At 29.8% G+C, this 16865-nt stretch carries 18 protein-coding genes; 6 read left to right on the forward strand and 12 right to left on the reverse strand.

Features of this window, described 5'->3' with window-relative positions:
* Positions 1–4 precede the first annotated feature (4 nt).
* Complete coding sequence (gene metF, locus ELQ05_RS01105) at positions 5–853, forward strand: methylenetetrahydrofolate reductase [NAD(P)H] (protein WP_096703122.1); 849 nt, start codon at positions 5–7, stop codon at positions 851–853.
* Between the two features lie 21 nt (positions 854–874).
* On the opposite strand, the gene ELQ05_RS01110 is transcribed toward metF, so the two are convergent.
* The 5 genes from ELQ05_RS01110 to ELQ05_RS01130 form a co-directional block, all read right to left on the reverse strand.
* A complete protein-coding gene (locus tag ELQ05_RS01110; protein ID WP_002852856.1) occupies positions 875–1066 on the reverse strand; it encodes a membrane protein in 192 nt (63 codons plus the stop codon).
* Positions 1063–1743 (reverse strand): F0F1 ATP synthase subunit A, encoded by a 681-nt coding sequence (locus ELQ05_RS01115; RefSeq protein WP_002908551.1) that lies wholly within the window; start codon positions 1741–1743, stop codon positions 1063–1065. The genes ELQ05_RS01110 and ELQ05_RS01115 overlap by 4 nt, the downstream gene beginning before the upstream one ends.
* 68 nt (positions 1744–1811) lie before the next feature.
* Positions 1812–3152, reverse strand: coding sequence for a DNA repair protein RadA (radA, locus tag ELQ05_RS01120; RefSeq protein WP_002870828.1), 1341 nt, complete (start codon positions 3150–3152; stop codon positions 1812–1814).
* A complete protein-coding gene (gene ftsY / locus ELQ05_RS01125; RefSeq protein ID WP_070317021.1) occupies positions 3152–4018 on the reverse strand; it encodes a signal recognition particle-docking protein FtsY in 867 nt (288 codons plus the stop codon). The genes radA and ftsY overlap by 1 nt, the downstream gene beginning before the upstream one ends.
* Positions 4018–4575, reverse strand: a complete 558-nt coding sequence (locus ELQ05_RS01130) for a TlpA disulfide reductase family protein (RefSeq protein WP_096703120.1) — start codon at positions 4573–4575, stop codon at positions 4018–4020. The genes ftsY and ELQ05_RS01130 overlap by 1 nt, the downstream gene beginning before the upstream one ends.
* Before the next feature lie 83 nt (positions 4576–4658).
* Between ELQ05_RS01130 and ELQ05_RS01135 the strand changes: the two genes are divergently transcribed.
* The 4 genes from ELQ05_RS01135 to ELQ05_RS01150 are packed head-to-tail and all read left to right on the forward strand — an operon-like array spanning position 4659 to position 8584.
* Positions 4659–5285 carry a 5-formyltetrahydrofolate cyclo-ligase gene (locus tag ELQ05_RS01135; protein ID WP_002860439.1) on the forward strand — a complete coding sequence of 209 codons (627 nt, stop codon included), beginning with the start codon at positions 4659–4661 and terminating at the stop codon, positions 5283–5285.
* Positions 5206–6759, forward strand: a complete 1554-nt coding sequence (gene rny, locus ELQ05_RS01140; protein WP_002853829.1) for a ribonuclease Y — start codon at positions 5206–5208, stop codon at positions 6757–6759. The genes ELQ05_RS01135 and rny overlap by 80 nt, the downstream gene beginning before the upstream one ends.
* 8 nt (positions 6760–6767) lie before the next feature.
* Positions 6768–7325: a DedA family protein gene (locus ELQ05_RS01145; protein WP_070317019.1), complete on the forward strand. Its 558-nt coding sequence runs from the start codon at positions 6768–6770 to the stop codon at positions 7323–7325.
* Positions 7325–8584: a ComEC/Rec2 family competence protein gene (locus ELQ05_RS01150; protein WP_134239856.1), complete on the forward strand. Its 1260-nt coding sequence runs from the start codon at positions 7325–7327 to the stop codon at positions 8582–8584. Before ELQ05_RS01145 ends, ELQ05_RS01150 begins: the two co-directional genes overlap by 1 nt.
* On the opposite strand, the gene ELQ05_RS01155 is transcribed toward ELQ05_RS01150, so the two are convergent.
* The 3 genes from ELQ05_RS01155 to ELQ05_RS01165 are packed head-to-tail and all read right to left on the reverse strand — an operon-like array spanning position 8528 to position 11448.
* Positions 8528–9334, reverse strand: coding sequence for a YihY/virulence factor BrkB family protein (locus ELQ05_RS01155; protein ID WP_096703118.1), 807 nt, complete (start codon positions 9332–9334; stop codon positions 8528–8530). The two genes, ELQ05_RS01150 and ELQ05_RS01155, sit on opposite strands and share 57 nt — an antisense overlap.
* A 3-nt stretch (positions 9335–9337) precedes the next feature.
* A complete protein-coding gene (locus ELQ05_RS01160; RefSeq protein WP_002937828.1) occupies positions 9338–10720 on the reverse strand; it encodes an FAD-linked oxidase C-terminal domain-containing protein in 1383 nt (460 codons plus the stop codon).
* Between the two features lie 2 nt (positions 10721–10722).
* Positions 10723–11448 (reverse strand): plasminogen-binding N-terminal domain-containing protein, encoded by a 726-nt coding sequence (locus ELQ05_RS01165; protein WP_002853792.1) that lies wholly within the window; start codon positions 11446–11448, stop codon positions 10723–10725.
* Between the two features lie 121 nt (positions 11449–11569).
* Between ELQ05_RS01165 and ELQ05_RS01170 the strand changes: the two genes are divergently transcribed.
* Entirely contained in the window at positions 11570–12730 is a 1161-nt protein-coding gene (locus ELQ05_RS01170; RefSeq protein WP_002852845.1) for a M23 family metallopeptidase, read from the forward strand.
* On the opposite strand, the gene ELQ05_RS01175 is transcribed toward ELQ05_RS01170, so the two are convergent.
* The 4 genes from ELQ05_RS01175 to ELQ05_RS01190 are packed head-to-tail and all read right to left on the reverse strand — an operon-like array spanning position 12727 to position 16736.
* The gene (locus ELQ05_RS01175) at positions 12727–12930 is read right to left on the reverse strand and encodes a hypothetical protein (protein WP_070295705.1); all 204 of its coding nucleotides are present in this window, start codon (positions 12928–12930) and stop codon (positions 12727–12729) included. The two genes, ELQ05_RS01170 and ELQ05_RS01175, sit on opposite strands and share 4 nt — an antisense overlap.
* A 1-nt stretch (position 12931) precedes the next feature.
* Positions 12932–13612: a polyphenol oxidase family protein gene (locus ELQ05_RS01180; protein ID WP_070317013.1), complete on the reverse strand. Its 681-nt coding sequence runs from the start codon at positions 13610–13612 to the stop codon at positions 12932–12934.
* Entirely contained in the window at positions 13576–14187 is a 612-nt protein-coding gene (gene ribE / locus ELQ05_RS01185; RefSeq protein ID WP_088303489.1) for a riboflavin synthase, read from the reverse strand. The genes ELQ05_RS01180 and ribE overlap by 37 nt, the downstream gene beginning before the upstream one ends.
* Positions 14188–14195: 8 nt before the next feature.
* Positions 14196–16736, reverse strand: a complete 2541-nt coding sequence (locus ELQ05_RS01190) for a hypothetical protein (protein WP_134239857.1) — start codon at positions 16734–16736, stop codon at positions 14196–14198.
* Between the last annotated feature and the right edge of the window lie 129 nt (positions 16737–16865).

Consider the following 16865-nt stretch of genomic DNA (forward strand, 5'->3'; position numbering starts at 1 on the left):
TTTTATGTGTAATTTTTCTTTTGAAGTTTTTCCACCAAGAAAGGATGAAAATATCAAAAATCTTCATGCTATCTTAGATGATTTAGGGCAATTAAGCCCTAATTTTATCAGCGTAACCTTTGGAGCTGGAGGCTCTATTAACTCACAAAACACTTTAGAAATTGCAAGCTTAATCCAGAAAGAATATCAAATTCCTAGCATAGTACATTTACCTTGCATCCATTCTAGTAAAGAAAAAATCACTCAGATACTTCAAAAATGCAAAGAAAAAAATCTTAATCAAATTCTTGCTCTAAGAGGCGATATATGTGAGAATTTAGAAAAAAGCAAAGATTTTTCTTATGCTAGTGATTTAATTTCTTTTATAAAAAAACAAGAATATTTTGAAATTTATGCCGCATGCTATCCAGAAAAACATAATGAATCTAAAAATTTCATCGAGGATATACACCATCTTAAAACTAAGGTAAATGCAGGAACAGACAAGCTCATTACTCAACTTTTTTACGATAATGAAGATTTTTATACTTTTAAACAAAATTGTGCTTTAGCAGGTATTGACATACCTATTTACGCAGGTATTATGCCTATTACTAACAAAAGACAGGTTTTAAAAATTTCTCAACTTTGCGGAGCTAAAATCCCTCCTAAATTTGTTAAAATTTTAGAAAAATATGAAAATAATACTTTGGCTTTAGAAGATGCAGGTATCGCGTATGCTTGCGATCAAATTGTCGATTTAATCACAAGTGGCGTAGATGGAATTCATCTTTATACTATGAATAAACCCAAAGCAGCTATTAAAATTTATGAAGCTGTAAAGCATTTGCTTAAAGAAGAGCTTCATGCTTAGAAAATAAACTATTTTTTGCTTTTATCTTAACTTATTTTCATTTTTTAGCTTATGGTTTTCTATAAGTAAAACAAAAATTAAAGATAAAAGCAAACCTGGTATAATACCCAAGCAAAGATAGAAAAAAGAATTATATTTAAAAAAGAAGAAAAGTGCACCAAAAAGCATTAAAGCTAAAGATGCACCTTTGAAAAATTCTAAAATATAGATCAATGACCTTCCTCAACAACAGTTGCACCCGCTAAATATACATAAGTTAAAATCATAAAAATAAAAGCTTGTAAAAATGCCATAAAAGTTAAAAGCACATAAGCAGGAAGTGGAGCTATATAAGGAACTAAAGCTAAAATTACCATCAAAAACAAATCGTCACCTTTAATATTTCCAAACAAACGGAAGGACAAAGAAACCACACGAGAAAGATGAGAGACTATCTCTATAGGAAACATCAAAGGAGCTAAAAGTTTAATAGGTCCCATGAAATGAGCAAAATACTTTACAAAACCTTGTGCCCTAATACCCTCAAAATGATAATATACAAAAACTATAATAGCCAAGGACAAAGTCAAATTTAAACTTGCAGTTGGAGCGTGAAAACCAGGTATTATACCTATAATATTACTAAAAAACACTATAATCCCCAAAGTTGCAACCAAAGGAAGATATTTTCTTGCACCTTTTTCACTTCCCATGGTATCTCTACCCATAGATAAAACTCCCTCTAAAAAAGCCTCACCTAAATTTTGCATACCGCGTGGAACAAGTTGCATAGAACGAGTAGCCATCATAGCCACTATAACAGCAATTAAAGCTACCAAACCTATGTGAAAAAAATAAGAAAAAGTATGACTTGTATCAAGCAAAGAGCTAAATAAAAATAAATCTTTCATGGTTTCCTCAAAAATTTTATTCTAAACTCGGAATTCTAGCAAAATCTTACTTATATTTTAATGAAAATTTACATCCATTCTAAAACTTGCGAAAGTTCTTTAGCAACAAAACACTTAAGCCCTATATCTTCCAAAGGCTTAGAAGGAACAATGGCATTTTTAAATTTTTGCATTTTAGCTTCTTTTAAACGCGTATCAAGGCTAAAAACCTCTCTAATTTCTCCATTTAAACTAAGCTCCCCTATAAAAATACTATCTTTGCTCAAAGGGCGATTTTTAAAACTTGAAATAATAGCTGCAACCACAGCCAAATCCGCAGCAGTTTCACTTACTTTTACTCCGCCGCTAATATTTACAAATACATCATAATGCCCTAAAGGAATTTCAAGTTTTCTTTCAAGCAAAGCCAAAAGCATATCTAAGCGATTTTTTTCATATCCTGTAGCGCTGCGTTTTGGATAAGAACTTTCGCACACTAAAGCTTGAACTTCTAAAACCAAGGCACGAGATCCTTCCATCACAACACCTAAAGCACTTCCTGAAATAGCCTTTCCACGAGTAAAAAAACGATTTGCCAAATCTTTTGCACTGATCAAACCCTTAGCAGTCATCTCAAAAATACCTACTTCATTCGTTCCACCAAAACGATTTTTAAAGCCTCTTAAAAGTCTGATTTCTTTAGTGGCATCTCCTTCAAAATAAAGCACCACATCTACCATATGCTCAAGAACCCTAGGCCCTGCTATAGCACCTTCTTTAGTAATATGCCCTATGATAAAAGTACTGATATTATAAGCCTTGCTAACACGCATAAGTTCAAAAGTAATCTCACGCACCTGAGTGATGCTTCCTGCTGCTGAAGTGATTTTATTTGAATATAGAGTTTGTATAGAATCAACGATAAGAATGCTATAATCTTTTTTGTGCAATTCTTCTAAAATATTTTCAAGGCAAAGTTCAGTAAGTAAAAATAAATTCGGAGTATTAGCCTCAAGACGATCAGCTCTTAATTTAATCTGGGCTTTACTTTCTTCGCCACTGACATAAAGCACTTTTTTACCCTGTTTAGCTAAATTTGAAGCAATTTTTAACAAAAGCGTAGATTTTCCCACACCTGGACTTCCGCCTATAAGCACTAAAGAACCTTCAACAAGCCCTCCGCCTAAAACCAAATCAAGCTCATTATCATCTGTGCTGTATCTTGTAAAATGTTCTAACTCCACATCTTCAATACAAACAGCCTCACTTGTTTTCATACTAACTTGCGCAAGCTCTTTTAAAACTTTAATTTGCTCAGCTTTTAATTCTATAAAACTATCCCAAGCTCCACAATCAGGACATTTTCCAAGCCATTTGCTTTGTTGATTTCCACAAGCTTGACATTCAAAAAGTGCTTTATTTTTTGCCATTATTCAAAAATAGGATCTAATAAAGTATCTAAGTAAGCACTTGCATTAAATTCTTGCAAATCCGTCATTTGCTCACCCACGCCTACATAAAAAATAGGAAGCTCAAGCTCTCTTGCTATACTAAAAAGTGCACCCCCTTTAGCTGTCCCATCAAGCTTTGTGATAATCACACCATCAAGTTTTACAAGCTCATTAAAAGCTTTAGCTTGTAAAATTCCAGCATTTCCCTGTGTTCCATCTAAAACTAAAATTTTTCTATGGGGTGCGCCTTCTAAAGCTTTGTTTGAAATTCTTACAATTTTTTCAAGCTCATGAGCTAAATTTTTTTGATTTTGCAAACGGCCTGCTGTATCGATAATTACTCTATCAAAATCCTTTGCTTTTGCTTTAGAAATGGTATCAAAAGCAACCGCTGAAGGATCATGCCCTTGTGCAGTTAAAACTATATCTACATCCACTTTTTGCGCCCAAAGTTTTAATTGCTCAATCGCACCTGCTCTAAAAGTATCACACGCCCCTAAAATCACTTTTTGATTTTGGTTTTTATATAAATAAGCAAGCTTGGCAATACTTGTTGTTTTTCCTGCTCCATTTACTCCTAAAATAAGCTCTACAAAAGGTTTTTCTTGATTGGTTTCTTTTTTTTCATAAAGAAAATAAGAACCCATAACATGCTTTAAATCTTCTTTTTTTACTTCATTTTGAGGTGGTAAATAATAAATTATCTCTTCAACTATTTCATAACTTACATCTGCTTCAAGCAAAATTTCTTCAAGCAAATCTTTGGTTATCTTTTTATTCTCTCCTTTAACTCCAACAATATTTTCAAGAGTTTTTGCAAGTCCTTTTTTAAAAAAATCAAACATTAAAGTATAGCCTTTTGTATATCGATTTCTAGCATTTCTTCAGGAATAAGCCCTAAATACTGATTAATCAATTTAGAATGCTTGTTGTAAAGAAACATAGTAGGAATTCCATTTACCCCGCCTAAAGCTTTAGCTAAAAGATAGTTATTTTCACCATTAGCGACTTTATAAGATATTTTATGCTGTTCTATAAATTTTTGAATCTCATCATTAGATTTATCTTCTAATAAAACTCCAACTATGTTAAAATCATTATTATACTTTTCTTGTAATTTATTAAGATGAGGGATTTCAGCAATGCAAGGGGTACACCAAGTAGTAAAAAATACAAACAAAGTTGCCTTATCTTCATCATTGAAATTTAAAACGGCATTTTCTTTTTTAATTGAAATTAATCCTCCATCAATCAAATTAAGTTTAAAATTCATATCATTACTTTGATTGATACTTGCCTCGGTACTTAAATTTACATCATTTTGCTGCTTTTCTTTATCATCGCTACAAGCAACAAACAAATAAGACATTGCCACTAGTAAAAGTATTTTTTTAATCTTCATTATTTATCAATCCTTTATTCTTCTTTATAAAAATGCTAAAATTATAACATACATAAGATAATATTTTTTTAAAGGCATATTATATGGAAAAAACAGATTTTAGGGCATTGCAAAAAATACGCCTTTTCAAACATTCAAAACTAAATTTCAAACAAGATTATAAAATATTCAAAGAATGTCTTAAAATAATAAAACTATTTAAAGCTAAAAATATTTTAATTTTTATTCCTTTGCATTATGAACCAAACTTAATAAAATTTCGCCATATTCTTAATAAAAATTACAAACTTTTTGTTCCATTTATGCAAGATAAAAGCTTAAAAATTGTAAAATTAAGATTGCCTTTTATTAAAAAAAGGTTTGGGGTTTTAGAGCCTATAGATTCTTTTTTTAAAGCAAAAATTGATTTAGCTATTGTGCCCGTAATTGGCGTCGATAAAAATTTAAAAAGAATAGGACATGGGCAAGGTTTTTATGATAGATTTTTTGAAAATTTAAATTACAAACCTCATATAATATTTGTCCAAAGTATAGATGCTTTAAGTCAAAATAATCTAACACAAAAGCATGATATTTCAGGAAAATTATACATAAACCCTTATAAAAAATATTACAAGAAAGAAAGAAAAAATGATAGAATCACTTATCGCACTTATAGCCGCTATAGTCGGACTCGGTATAGGATATTTAGTTGCAAAAAAAATCAATGATGCCAAATATGAAATTTTCGTAGAACAAGCTAAAGCCAAAGCCAAAGCTATAGAATACGAAGCGGAGCTTATTTTAAAAGATGCAAAAAATTCAATTCTTAATGCAGAATTAGAAGTTAAAAAAAAATACGAAGAAAAAACTCACAAAATTCAAAAAGATTTTAATCAAAAATTTGATGATCTTTCTAAAAAAGAACAAAAACTTCAGCAAGAAGAAGAAAAACTAAAAGAAGATAAAGAATACCTTTGCAAGTCACAAAAACACATTCAAGACTTACAATCTGATGTTGATAAATTAAAAAATAAATATCAAGAAAAACTTGATGATGTTTTAAAAATTTTAGAACATTCTACAGGACTTACACAAAATGAAGCCAAAGAAATCATTCTTAAAAAAGTAGAAGAAAATTCTCGCGAGCAAATTGCACATATAGTAAGAAAATATGAAGAAGAAGCAAAAAATGAAGCCAAAAGAAAAGCTAATTTCATCATTGCTCAAGCTACTTCTCGTTTTGCAGGTGAATTTGCAGCTGAAAGACTTATCAATGTTATTAACATTAAAAACGATGAACTTAAAGGACGCATCATTGGTAAAGAAGGGCGCAATGTTAAAACCTTAGAAATGGTTTTAGGTGTTGATATTATCATCGATGATACACCAGGTGCTATTATAGTAAGTTGTTTTAATCTTTATCGCCGTGCTATTGCTACAAAAGTTATAGAACTTTTAGTTGAAGATGGTAGAATTCAACCCGCGCGCATAGAAGAAATTCACGAAAAAGTGTGTAAAGAATTTGATAGTGCTATTCTAGAAGAAGGCGAAACCATAGTTATGGATCTAGGTTTAAATAAAATACACCCTGAAATTGTAAAACTCATAGGAAAACTCAAATACCGAGCAAGCTATGGACAAAACGCTTTAGCACATTCTTTGGAAGTGGCTCACCTTGCAGGAATCATTGCTGCTGAGTGTGGCGGGGATGAGAATTTAGCACGTCGTGCGGGAATTTTACATGATATAGGCAAAGCATTAACCCATGATTTTGAAGGATCTCATGTGGATTTAGGTGCAGAACTTTGCAAACGCTATAAAGAGCATCCTGTAGTAATCAATGCTATTTACGCACATCATGGACACGAAGAAGCTACAAGCATAGAATCAGCAGCTGTTTGTGCAGCAGATACTTTAAGTGCTGCACGACCTGGAGCTAGAAGAGAAGTATTAGAAGCTTTTTTAAAAAGAGTCAGTGAGCTAGAAGATATCGCTAAAAGTAAAGAAGGAATTAAAAATGCCTATGCAATCAATGCCGGAAGAGAAATTCGCGTCATAGCCAATGCTCAGCTTGTTAATGATGATGAAAGTGTACTTTTGGCTAAGGAAATAGCAGCTGAAATTCAAGAAAAAATGCAATATCCTGGTGAAATTAAAGTCAATGTCATACGTGAACTTAGAGCTGTAGAATACGCTAAATAAGGTTTATTATGCAAGATATGATTGATACTTTAATAAAATATGGTTATATTGTTTTATTCTTTTACTCTTTAGGGGGCGGAATGGTTGGAATTTTAGCCGCAGGAGTTTTAAGTTCTCAAGGAAAAATGGATCTTAGTTTTTGCATTGCTCTTGCTTTTATTGCTAATACCATAGGTTCAACTTTGCTTTTTATACTTGGAAAATATTACAAAAAAGATATTATGCCTTATTTTAAAAAACACCGACGCAAACTAGCTCTTGCTATGATGAAAACAAAACAACACGGAATTATTTTACTTATAACTCAAAAATTTATTTATGGTTTAAAAACTTTCATTCCTATAGCTGCAGGCATGGCAAAATATAATTTTATTAAATTTTTTATTATCAATACTCTAGCTAGTTTGGCATGGGCTATTGTTCTAGGTTTTGCTGCTTATACTTTTGGGTATGTTATTGAAGCAATTTTTGATAAACTGAGTTTATATCCTTATACTGCTCCTTTATTTTTATTATTTTTAGCTGGAATAATTTGGCTCTATTTAAGTAAATTTTCCAAAAAATAATGTCTCTATGGAATTCTTTTTTTTACTCTTTTAAAGAATTTCATTATTTATTTTTATCTGTTGTTATTATTTTTATTTTTAATATCCTTTTAGAATATAATAATTTTTTAAACTTTAAAAACCAAAAACATTACTTTATAAATAACGCTCTATTAACGCACCAATATATAAAATATAATAAAAAAAATAAAAAATACTGGGTTTTAAAATTACAAACTGAAAACTTCACTTTTTATACCACAAGTTTTAAGGATTTAAATTTAAGCAAGAATCAACTTTTAAGCCTTAGAATTATCACCCATAATATTAACTTTAAAGACTATCTGAGCAAAAGTTTTTATGCACCTTCTTACGATTTTGAAAAATTAAAAGAAAAAGAATACAATCCCATTATATCTTACTTCTTAAATCAACATACAAATGAAAAAATTAAAGAATTTTATGGTGCTTTATTTTTTGCACTGCCCATATCTTTAGAGCTTAGAAACGATGTAAATTACTACGGCATAGCACACCTTATAGCAATTAGCGGTTATCACATAGGCTTGCTTTTTAGTTTAATTTTCTTTATTTTAGCTCCAATTTATAGTTTTTTCCAAAAAAGATATTTTCCTTATAGAAATTTACGTTTAGATTTAAGTATTTTAATTTTTACACTACTTTTAGCTTATGCTTGTTTAATAGGATTTGTCCCTTCTTTTGTGCGCTCCTTGATTATGGCTTTTTGGGTTTTTTATCTATTGTGTAAAAATATAAAAATTATTAATTTCTTTACGCTTTTTTGTAGTATTTTATTGTGCATTTCTCTTTACCCTAGACTTTTATTTAGTATTGGATTTTTATTTTCTATTTTAGGTGTTTTTTATATTTTTTTATATATGCATCATTTTGCAAATAAATTTAATAATCTTATAAATATTATTTTGCTTAATATTTGGACTTTTTTTGCCATGGTTTTACCTGTGCTTTATTTTTTTCCACTTATAAGCTACCAACAAATTTTAGGTATTATTTTGAGTGGAATTTTTGTAATATTTTATCCTTTAGTATTATTTTTGCATCTTATAAACTATGGAGATTTGCTCAATTTTATCTTAGATGAATTTTTTAAATTTAAAATTTATGGAACTAATATCTATATCCCATTTTGGATTTTTATAAGTTATCTTATTGCTTCTTTAATCTCTGTGCGATTTAAATATCTAGCTTTTCTTTGTATTTTTGCGAATTTTATTCCCTTCATTATGATTGTGATTTAGAAAATAATAGAGTTTAAGCCCAAAAAGATAAATAATCCAAGAAATATAAATCCAAATAAAAAAGAATAAAATAGTAGAAAAAGATCCATAAACACTAGCGTATGTTTTATTATATACCACATAATATACAAATAAATTTTTTCCTATATACCAAATAGCACCCGCTCCAAAAGATACTAAAGCTAAACTTTTAAGAGTTCCCTTATGAACAGAACTTGAATAAGATATAAAAAATAAACCCCAAATAATTACAAAGGGTAAAATTTCAAAAAAATTAAACCCTATTTTATAATCATCTAAAGTTTGTTGGATAAAACCTGAAATATAAAAACTAAACCCAAGCCCCAAAGGAACAAGAGTTAAAAGAGTCCAATAAGAACTAATGCTTTGCCAAAGTCCTTTAGGTTCATTTTTAGTAATACGATTGATTACAAAATCATAGCCTGAAAAAAAAGCTAAAGAAGTAAATGCCATAGCAATAAGACCTACAATACCCAAATTTACACTATTTTTTAAAAAAGTATCGATGTAAGTAGCAACAACATCTTGTTGCGTTGGTATTAAAAAAGCAAAAATTATTTGCTTTGCTTTTTCATAATAAGCTTTAAAACTGGAAATTTGCGTAAAAACAGAAAAACATACAAATAAAATAGGTATTAAAGATAATACAGTATAAAAACTAAGCGCTGCTGCATAATTTAAAATTTCCTTATCACGCAAATTTAGCAAAATAGTAAAAAAATTTTTCACCTTCTAAAGTCCCATTTTAAAAGGATTTAGTATATTATTTGGATCAAAAGCTTTTTTAATATTTCTCATTAAATTCATTTCGGCTTCAGAAAAAGCTAAATTCATAAAAGGTGCTTTAGAAAGTCCTATGCCATGCTCTCCGCTTAAAGTTCCTCCAAGTTTCACTGTTAATTTAAAAATTTCTTCCACAGCTTCATAGCCTTTTTTCACCTGCTCTTTATCATTTTTATCAGGAACCATAACATTAGTATGCACATTTCCATCCCCTGTATGCCCAAAACAAGGGATTTTAAAACCATATTTTTTAGAAATTTCATCTATACCTTCAAGCAAGGCAGGTAGTTTAGAACGCGGAACTGTAATATCTTCATTAAGTTTTAAAGTTCCATACATGGCAATGCTTTGAGAACAATTTCTTCTAGCAAACCAAATATCTGCGGCTTCTTGTTCGTCTTTTGCTATTTTAAATTCACTAGCTCCAGCTTCTAAAAAATAATGTTCTAAATTTCTCAAATCCTCATCAATAGCCTCTTTAACATTACCATCCACATCAGCAATCAAAATAGCTCCAGCTTCTATAGGCAAACCTTTATTAAATTTGCTCTCAACCGCTCTAATGCTAAGATTGTCTAAAAATTCCATAGATACAGGACTTACACCGCTAGCAAGGCTTTTATAAACCGCATTCATAGCACTTTTTACACTTGGAAAAATAGCAAAAGCAGTTTTTTTGAATTTAGGTAAAGGTATTAATTTTAAAGTAAGCTCACTTAAAACTGCTAAAGAACCTTCACTAGCGATTAAAATTCCTGCCAAATTATAACCTGCTACATCTTTAATAGTGCGTTTTCCTGCACGAATGATTTCTCCGCTGGGCAAAACAGCCCTTAAAGCCATCACATAATCTTTTGTAATGCCATATTTTGCAGCTCTCATTCCCCCAGCATTTTCGCTTACATTACCCCCTAAGCTAGAATACTCCATGCTAGCAGGGTCAGGTGGATAAAACAGCCCGTATTTGGCTACTTCTTTTTGTAAATGTATATTAATAACCCCAGGTTGCACAACAGCCACTAAATTTTCAAGATCAATTTCTAAAATTTTATTCATATGCTTTTCAAAAGCAAGCACCACACCGCCATTAACAGCTAAAGCTCCTCCTGTAAAACCAGATCCTGAGCCTCGTGGTATGACTATGATATTATTTTCATTGCAAAATTTTAAAATTTGAGCAATATCTTCTTCATTTCTTGGAAAAAGAACCCCATCGGGTAAATAATGTTTTTTTGTCGCATCATAGCTATAAGCTCTTTTGTGAATTTCATCAAAATAAGCGTTTTCTTCTCCTAAAAATCGTTTAAAATATTGTTCAAATTCTTTTTTCATGTTTATTGCACCTTAGGAAGATTAATCAAAGCATCATAATATCTATAATAATTTCCTATTTCTTGAGAGTTAAAATCAAAAAAATTACTTTTATATCCACCTATACGAGAATAAAAAGGAACCTGAACGCTAGTTGGCTTGCTTATAGGCACTTCATAAAGCTTATTAAAATCTTGACAATCCACAACTTCTGCTTGATTTTCCAAAGCTACAACCAAAATACCAACCGCATTATCATCACAAAATTGCCTAAAATCTGAACGCTTAGGAGAAAGAGTGGCCGTTCTAATTAATTGTGCTCCAAAAATGTCAATATGGGTAAAATATATCTGCGGAAATTCTCTAACAAGTTCATTATAAGTTTGTTCATCAGGAGCAATTACCAATCCTCTATCATAAAGAAAATTTAAAACAACCTCATCACCTACTTTAGGTAAAACATTTGGTAAAGGCAAAGCATCTTGCTTAAGAGCTGAAAAAACGCTAAATTCTAATTTTGCCAAACCATTTTTTTTATCTATAACACTTGCTCTAGCGATGATACTTTGCGAATTGCTAAAATGTTGTACTACTACGCCACTTGAATAAAGTTTTATATCATCACTATCTTTAATATAACCATAAATATCATCAACTTTTACAAGTTCACTTTTTATAGGTTTTAAATCAAATCCAACCGCAAAGAGGCTAAGGTTTAAAGCTAAAAAACACACTATAGTTTTAAACAAATTTGCTCCTTAAATAAAAATTTATAGAATTATAATCCTTTTTTGTTAAGCAATTGTAAGAAAAATAAAGTAAAATATAGCTTTCAAATTTCAAAATTCTTTTAAAAATTAAGGTTATCTCATGAAAAAATTATTGCTTTTATTTATTTTTGTTGTTCAAAGTTTTGCAGCTTTAAGTGTTGAAGAGTTAACTTGGGATAATGGAGATACCTTGCTTAAATTCTTACAAAGAAATTCCATACCTATGTCGCTTTATTATGGACTTGATAGAGAAGATCAAGAACTTGCTTCTGATATAGCTTATAAAATAAAATATCAAGTTTTAAAAGATGAAAACAACAACATAGAACAAGTTTTAATTCCAATTAGCGATGATTTACAAATTCATATCTATAAAGATAAAGATGGACAATACACTCTTGCTTTTACTCCTGTATCTTATCAAAAAGAAGATAGAATTTTACATTTAACCATTAAAAGCTCTGCTTATCAAGATGTCTATGAAGAAAGTGGTAGCAGTACTTTAGCTCGTGCTATGGTTCGTGCTTTTCGAGGAAGTATAAATTTTCGCAATATCCAAAAAGGTGATGAAGTAACCCTATATTATGAACAAAAAAGACGCATGGGTAAACTTTGGGGCGATATAAATATAAAAATGGCAATGGTAGAAATCAATAAAAGCGCTAGAGAAGTCTTTTCTTATAATGATATATTCTATGATCGCGATGGCAAAGAATTAGAATCTTTTTTACTTACAAAACCTGTGAACTACACTAGAATTTCCTCTCCTTTTACAACAGCAAGATATCATCCTATATTAAAACGCTATCGCGCCCATCTTGGTATAGACTATGCTGCACCTACTGGAACTCCTGTAAAAAGTGCTGGCAAAGGAGTAGTAACCTTTATAGGCACAAAAGGTGGTTATGGAAATGTAATTCAAATCAAGCATGACTCAGGTTATATGACTTTATATGCTCATCTTAGTCGTTTTGCAAAAATTAAAAACGGACAAAAGGTAAATCAAGGACAAGTAATTGCATATGTTGGTTCAACAGGTATGAGCACAGGTCCTCATTTGCATTTTGGAGTATATTTAAATAATAAAGCTATAAATCCTGCATCTGTTGTAAAAATCGCCAAATCAGAACTTAGTGGAAAAGCAAAAGAGAATTTTAAACATATCATAGCTGGATACGAGCAGGTTGTTAAAGAAGCCCTAGCCTCGAATCAACCTAATCCTCCAAAAGAAGAAGATTTTGAAAACTATATAGAATTTTAATTACTCAACAACGCTTTATCTTTTGCATTGATTAAAGAATTTAGAAGAGTTGTAAGCTCTTCTTTTTCTTTTTCATTAATTTCACAAAAATCTGCATCAATCAATTGTTTTACCAAAGCTTCATTTAACAAATCTCCATCGCCAAATTCTCTAGCTTTTTGAATGATTTTTAACACTCTTAAATCTTTTCTTTCATACATTTTAATCCTTTAAATAAACCACACTCACAAAACGCTTAGGCGTTTTATCACGACGATAAGAAAAAAAACTCTCATCATCAAAACTACAAATTCCACAATCTTTAATATTTTCAATGCCTAAATTTTGCGCTTGAAATTTTACTAAAGCTTTTAAATCAAGTTTATCATCTTGAACAAATTCTTTAAATTCTTTTTTAGCAAATTCTAAAATTTCTCCATCTATTTCATAATTTTTAGCACAAATTCCAGGCAGGATAAAAAGATGAAATTTATTCTTATCTAAATGTGAATTTTGCATAGCAATTTGATCAACGCATTCTTTTAGGATATTTTCAAAGCTTCCTTTTCTACCTGAATGTAAAGCTGCTATAATGCCACTTTCATGATATAAAATTAAAGGCAAACAATCCGCGCTTAAAACACAAAGAGCAGTATTTTTTTCTTTACTTATAAGTCCATCACAACTGAGATTTTTTAAATTTTCATCATAAATAATAACTTTATGAGAGTGAATTTGATCCATAAAAACACATTTTTCAATATCTTTAAAACCTAAATGAGAAAATAAATTCTCATTATGAATTTTAGCCCTAAAAACATTATAATCCTTATCAAAAGCACAAAAAATACCGACTTTATTATTTTCTAATAAAGATAAGAAATTCTTTCCACTTCTTCCCATGATAATCCTTTGTTTTTACCTTGTAATTGCGCATAAATATAACGAGCAAGTAAATCGCTTTCTATGTTGATTTTTCTACCTACTTGATAGTCTTTAAAAAGCGTTTCTTTAAAAGTAATAGGAATAATAGTAAGCCTAATACCATTTTTTAAAATTTCATTGATAGTAAGGCTTACTCCATCAACGCCTATACTTCCTTTTTCTACCATAAATTTCATAGCTTCTTTAGGTAAAGATATATGAAAATCCACTCCATTTTCATCTTTTTGAATCTTTTCAAGTATGCCGATAAAATCAATATGTCCTTGCATAAGATGTCCATCAATTCTATCGCCATATCTTAAAGCAGGTTCTATATGAACTTTATCTTTTAAATTTTCTATAGCTACATGAGTGCGACTTTCACGAGAAAGTTCCACTTCAAAACCTCCCTCATAAAGTTTTGTTACACTTAAACAAGCTCCATTTACGGCTATGCTATCGCCAAGATTTGGGCGATATTTTGCTTTTAAGCTTAAAGTATTGTTTTGATAAGATTGAACTTTAGCAATTTCTCTTATGAGTCCATTAAACATTTTTTACCTTAAAAAATCTTATTTAATAATTTATTCACCGCTTTATCAACTTTATCGCCCGTACTTTTAGCACCATCACTCACACCGCCACCTACTACATTTTTAATAGAATTTAACACACTTCCTGCATTTAAATTCACTTTAAGATTTTCCGTAGTTCCTGTAATACTTCCTTTAAAATTGGCTCTATCGAGTTTAATATCAAAAGGCAAATTTAAAGCTCCGCTTTTAGAATTTAAAGCTCCTGATTGTATTAAAATATAAGAACGATCTGCTTGCATATTAAGATCAAGTTTGATATTTTCTTTTTTAATCAAAGCTTTAGCATTAGCAGTGCGATAAACATCATTGGTAATATCTTTTAGTGTTAAAATTTTTAAAGCATTGGTAATAAGATTTGGTTTTAATTTACCCTCTTTTATATCCAAATTAACCTCTCCTTCTTCGCTTAAAAGATTGTAATTTGCCTTCACATCTGCCTTACCTTGATAAACATCCATAAAATCTAAACCTTGAGCTAGGCTACTTAAATCCACTCCATTTAAATCAGCAAGCAAAAGGTTATCTTTAAGTGTGCTTTGAAGCCTCCCTTCAAATAAATTTGGACTATTTACAACAAAATTTAAATTCTTATCAAAACCTACCTTTCCATTAAATTCTGCCTTACCTTTAAGTTTTCTATCCAACAAAAAGCCTAGTTTTGAAAAATCATTTATCTTTAGATTAAAATCCGAATTTAAAAGCATTTTGCTTATATCAAAACTTCCTTGTAGTTTTGTAAGATCAGCTAAAGATGAATTTAAAACAGAATCAAATTGAGCGATATTGTTTTTAAAATTAATTTTGGTATTTAAATCATAACTTGTATTGTTTGGAAAATTTTTATTTAAAATTTTACTTAAAGTTGTAGCATTTAAAATACCTTTAGCTTCTAAATTTGCTTTACCATTAAGGTTATTAAAATCGATATTATCTAAATTAATTTTTGCATTAACAATCCCACTGGCATAATTTGGCATACCTGCTATAACAAAAAGTTTAGATAAATCAAGTTTATCAATGTTTAAATCAAGTTTTTTGCCATTTGAATCAGCCTTGATTACACCATCTGCCAAATTTGCATTTGCATTTAAATTTTGTATTTGAGTGCCTATAATATGAGCTTTTGCAGTAAGATCTGCCTTACCTTGTAATTTTTGTCCTGCTATAGCACTAAACTGAGATAAGTCATCAATAAAAGCATTTAAATCTGTATTTAACTCACTATTTTTTAAATTATAAGTTCCTTGAAGTTTTTTGATATTAAGCAAATTTGAAGCAAGCAAAGCATTGTAAGCAATATTGCTATTTTTTGCATTTGCTTTAGCATCAAAACTAAAAATTGTATTTGGAAGCTCTATTTTAGCTATTTTTTTAAGCTCATTGGTGTTAATCTTTGCATTGTTTATTTTTGCTTCAAGATCAAAATTAGAAAAATCCAAATCTGCATTTAGAAGTTTAGCATTTAAATTTCCAGAAACCAAAGCTCCATATCCTGCAAGAGCTAATAATTTTTCCAAACTTACTTCATTAATATCTGCAAAAATTTTATTATTTTTCAAACTTGCCTTTACCTCTCCACCAAGTCCGATAACTTGAGCATTTAAACTTGATAAGGCATTATTTACAACACTTGTTTGACCTATCACACCCAAACTACCATTTAGTCTAGTTTTTGTAAGTTTTTCAAGCTTTACAAGAGAAGGAATACTTAAATTAAAATCAGTACTTAAAGCATTCTTGCTAATATCATAAAGAGTTTTTTGGGTTTGTAAGTTAAGATAATCATTGTAAATTTTACTTACAGCATAAATCTTATCTTCTTTAACATTGGCCAAAATTTCTGCTTTAGGATTAGAATTTAAAGGCAAGTCTAAAGAAAAATCTTTTTTTATCGCCTCATAGTTTATATAACTTGTATCAAGTTTTATGATGATATTTCCATCAGGTTTTAAATTCTGTGCTGAAATTTTTGCTTGAGCATTTAAAAAACCTTTAGCATAACTAGGGTAAGATAAAAGATGAAGTATTTCTTCTATCTTAAGATTTTGCGCATCTAAATTTAAAGCAATAGGGCTGTAATTATACATTCTTGCATTTAAAAGCACATTTGAACCTAACAAATAGCCCTTTCCATCTAAAGTAAAATCACTTGCTTTACCTTGAATTTTACCGCCAAAAGAAAGGTTTTGATTTAAATTTAAACCTAAATTTTTAGCATAATTTTGCTTTAAAGAAATAAGATAGTCAAGATCAAATCCAAGCTTAAAAGGACTCAAAGCTCCCTGAAGATTAAAATCTGCCATATTTGCGATATTTGCTTGCAATTCAAGGCTTGAAAAACGTAAATTAAAATGCGTGATATTTACATCTAATCCCGCACTTTCTTTGATCTTTTTTTGCACTATATTTGCCACTATATTATTACCAAAACTTGTGAAAAGTATGGTATAAATAGCAATCAAAAGCACAACAACAAAAGCTATAACTCCATAAAAAATCTTTTTCATTTTTATCCTTTAGTTTATTTTATAAAATAACTTTAGTCTATAAAACTAAACTTTTATAAATATTTTAATTTAAAGTATTGACAAAATTCATTTTTTATAGTATGATATTATCACTCTAAATAAAAGAGT

The sequence above is a fragment of the Campylobacter sp. US53 genome (genome assembly GCF_004378995.1).
Lineage (GTDB): Bacteria > Campylobacterota > Campylobacteria > Campylobacterales > Campylobacteraceae > Campylobacter_D > Campylobacter_D jejuni.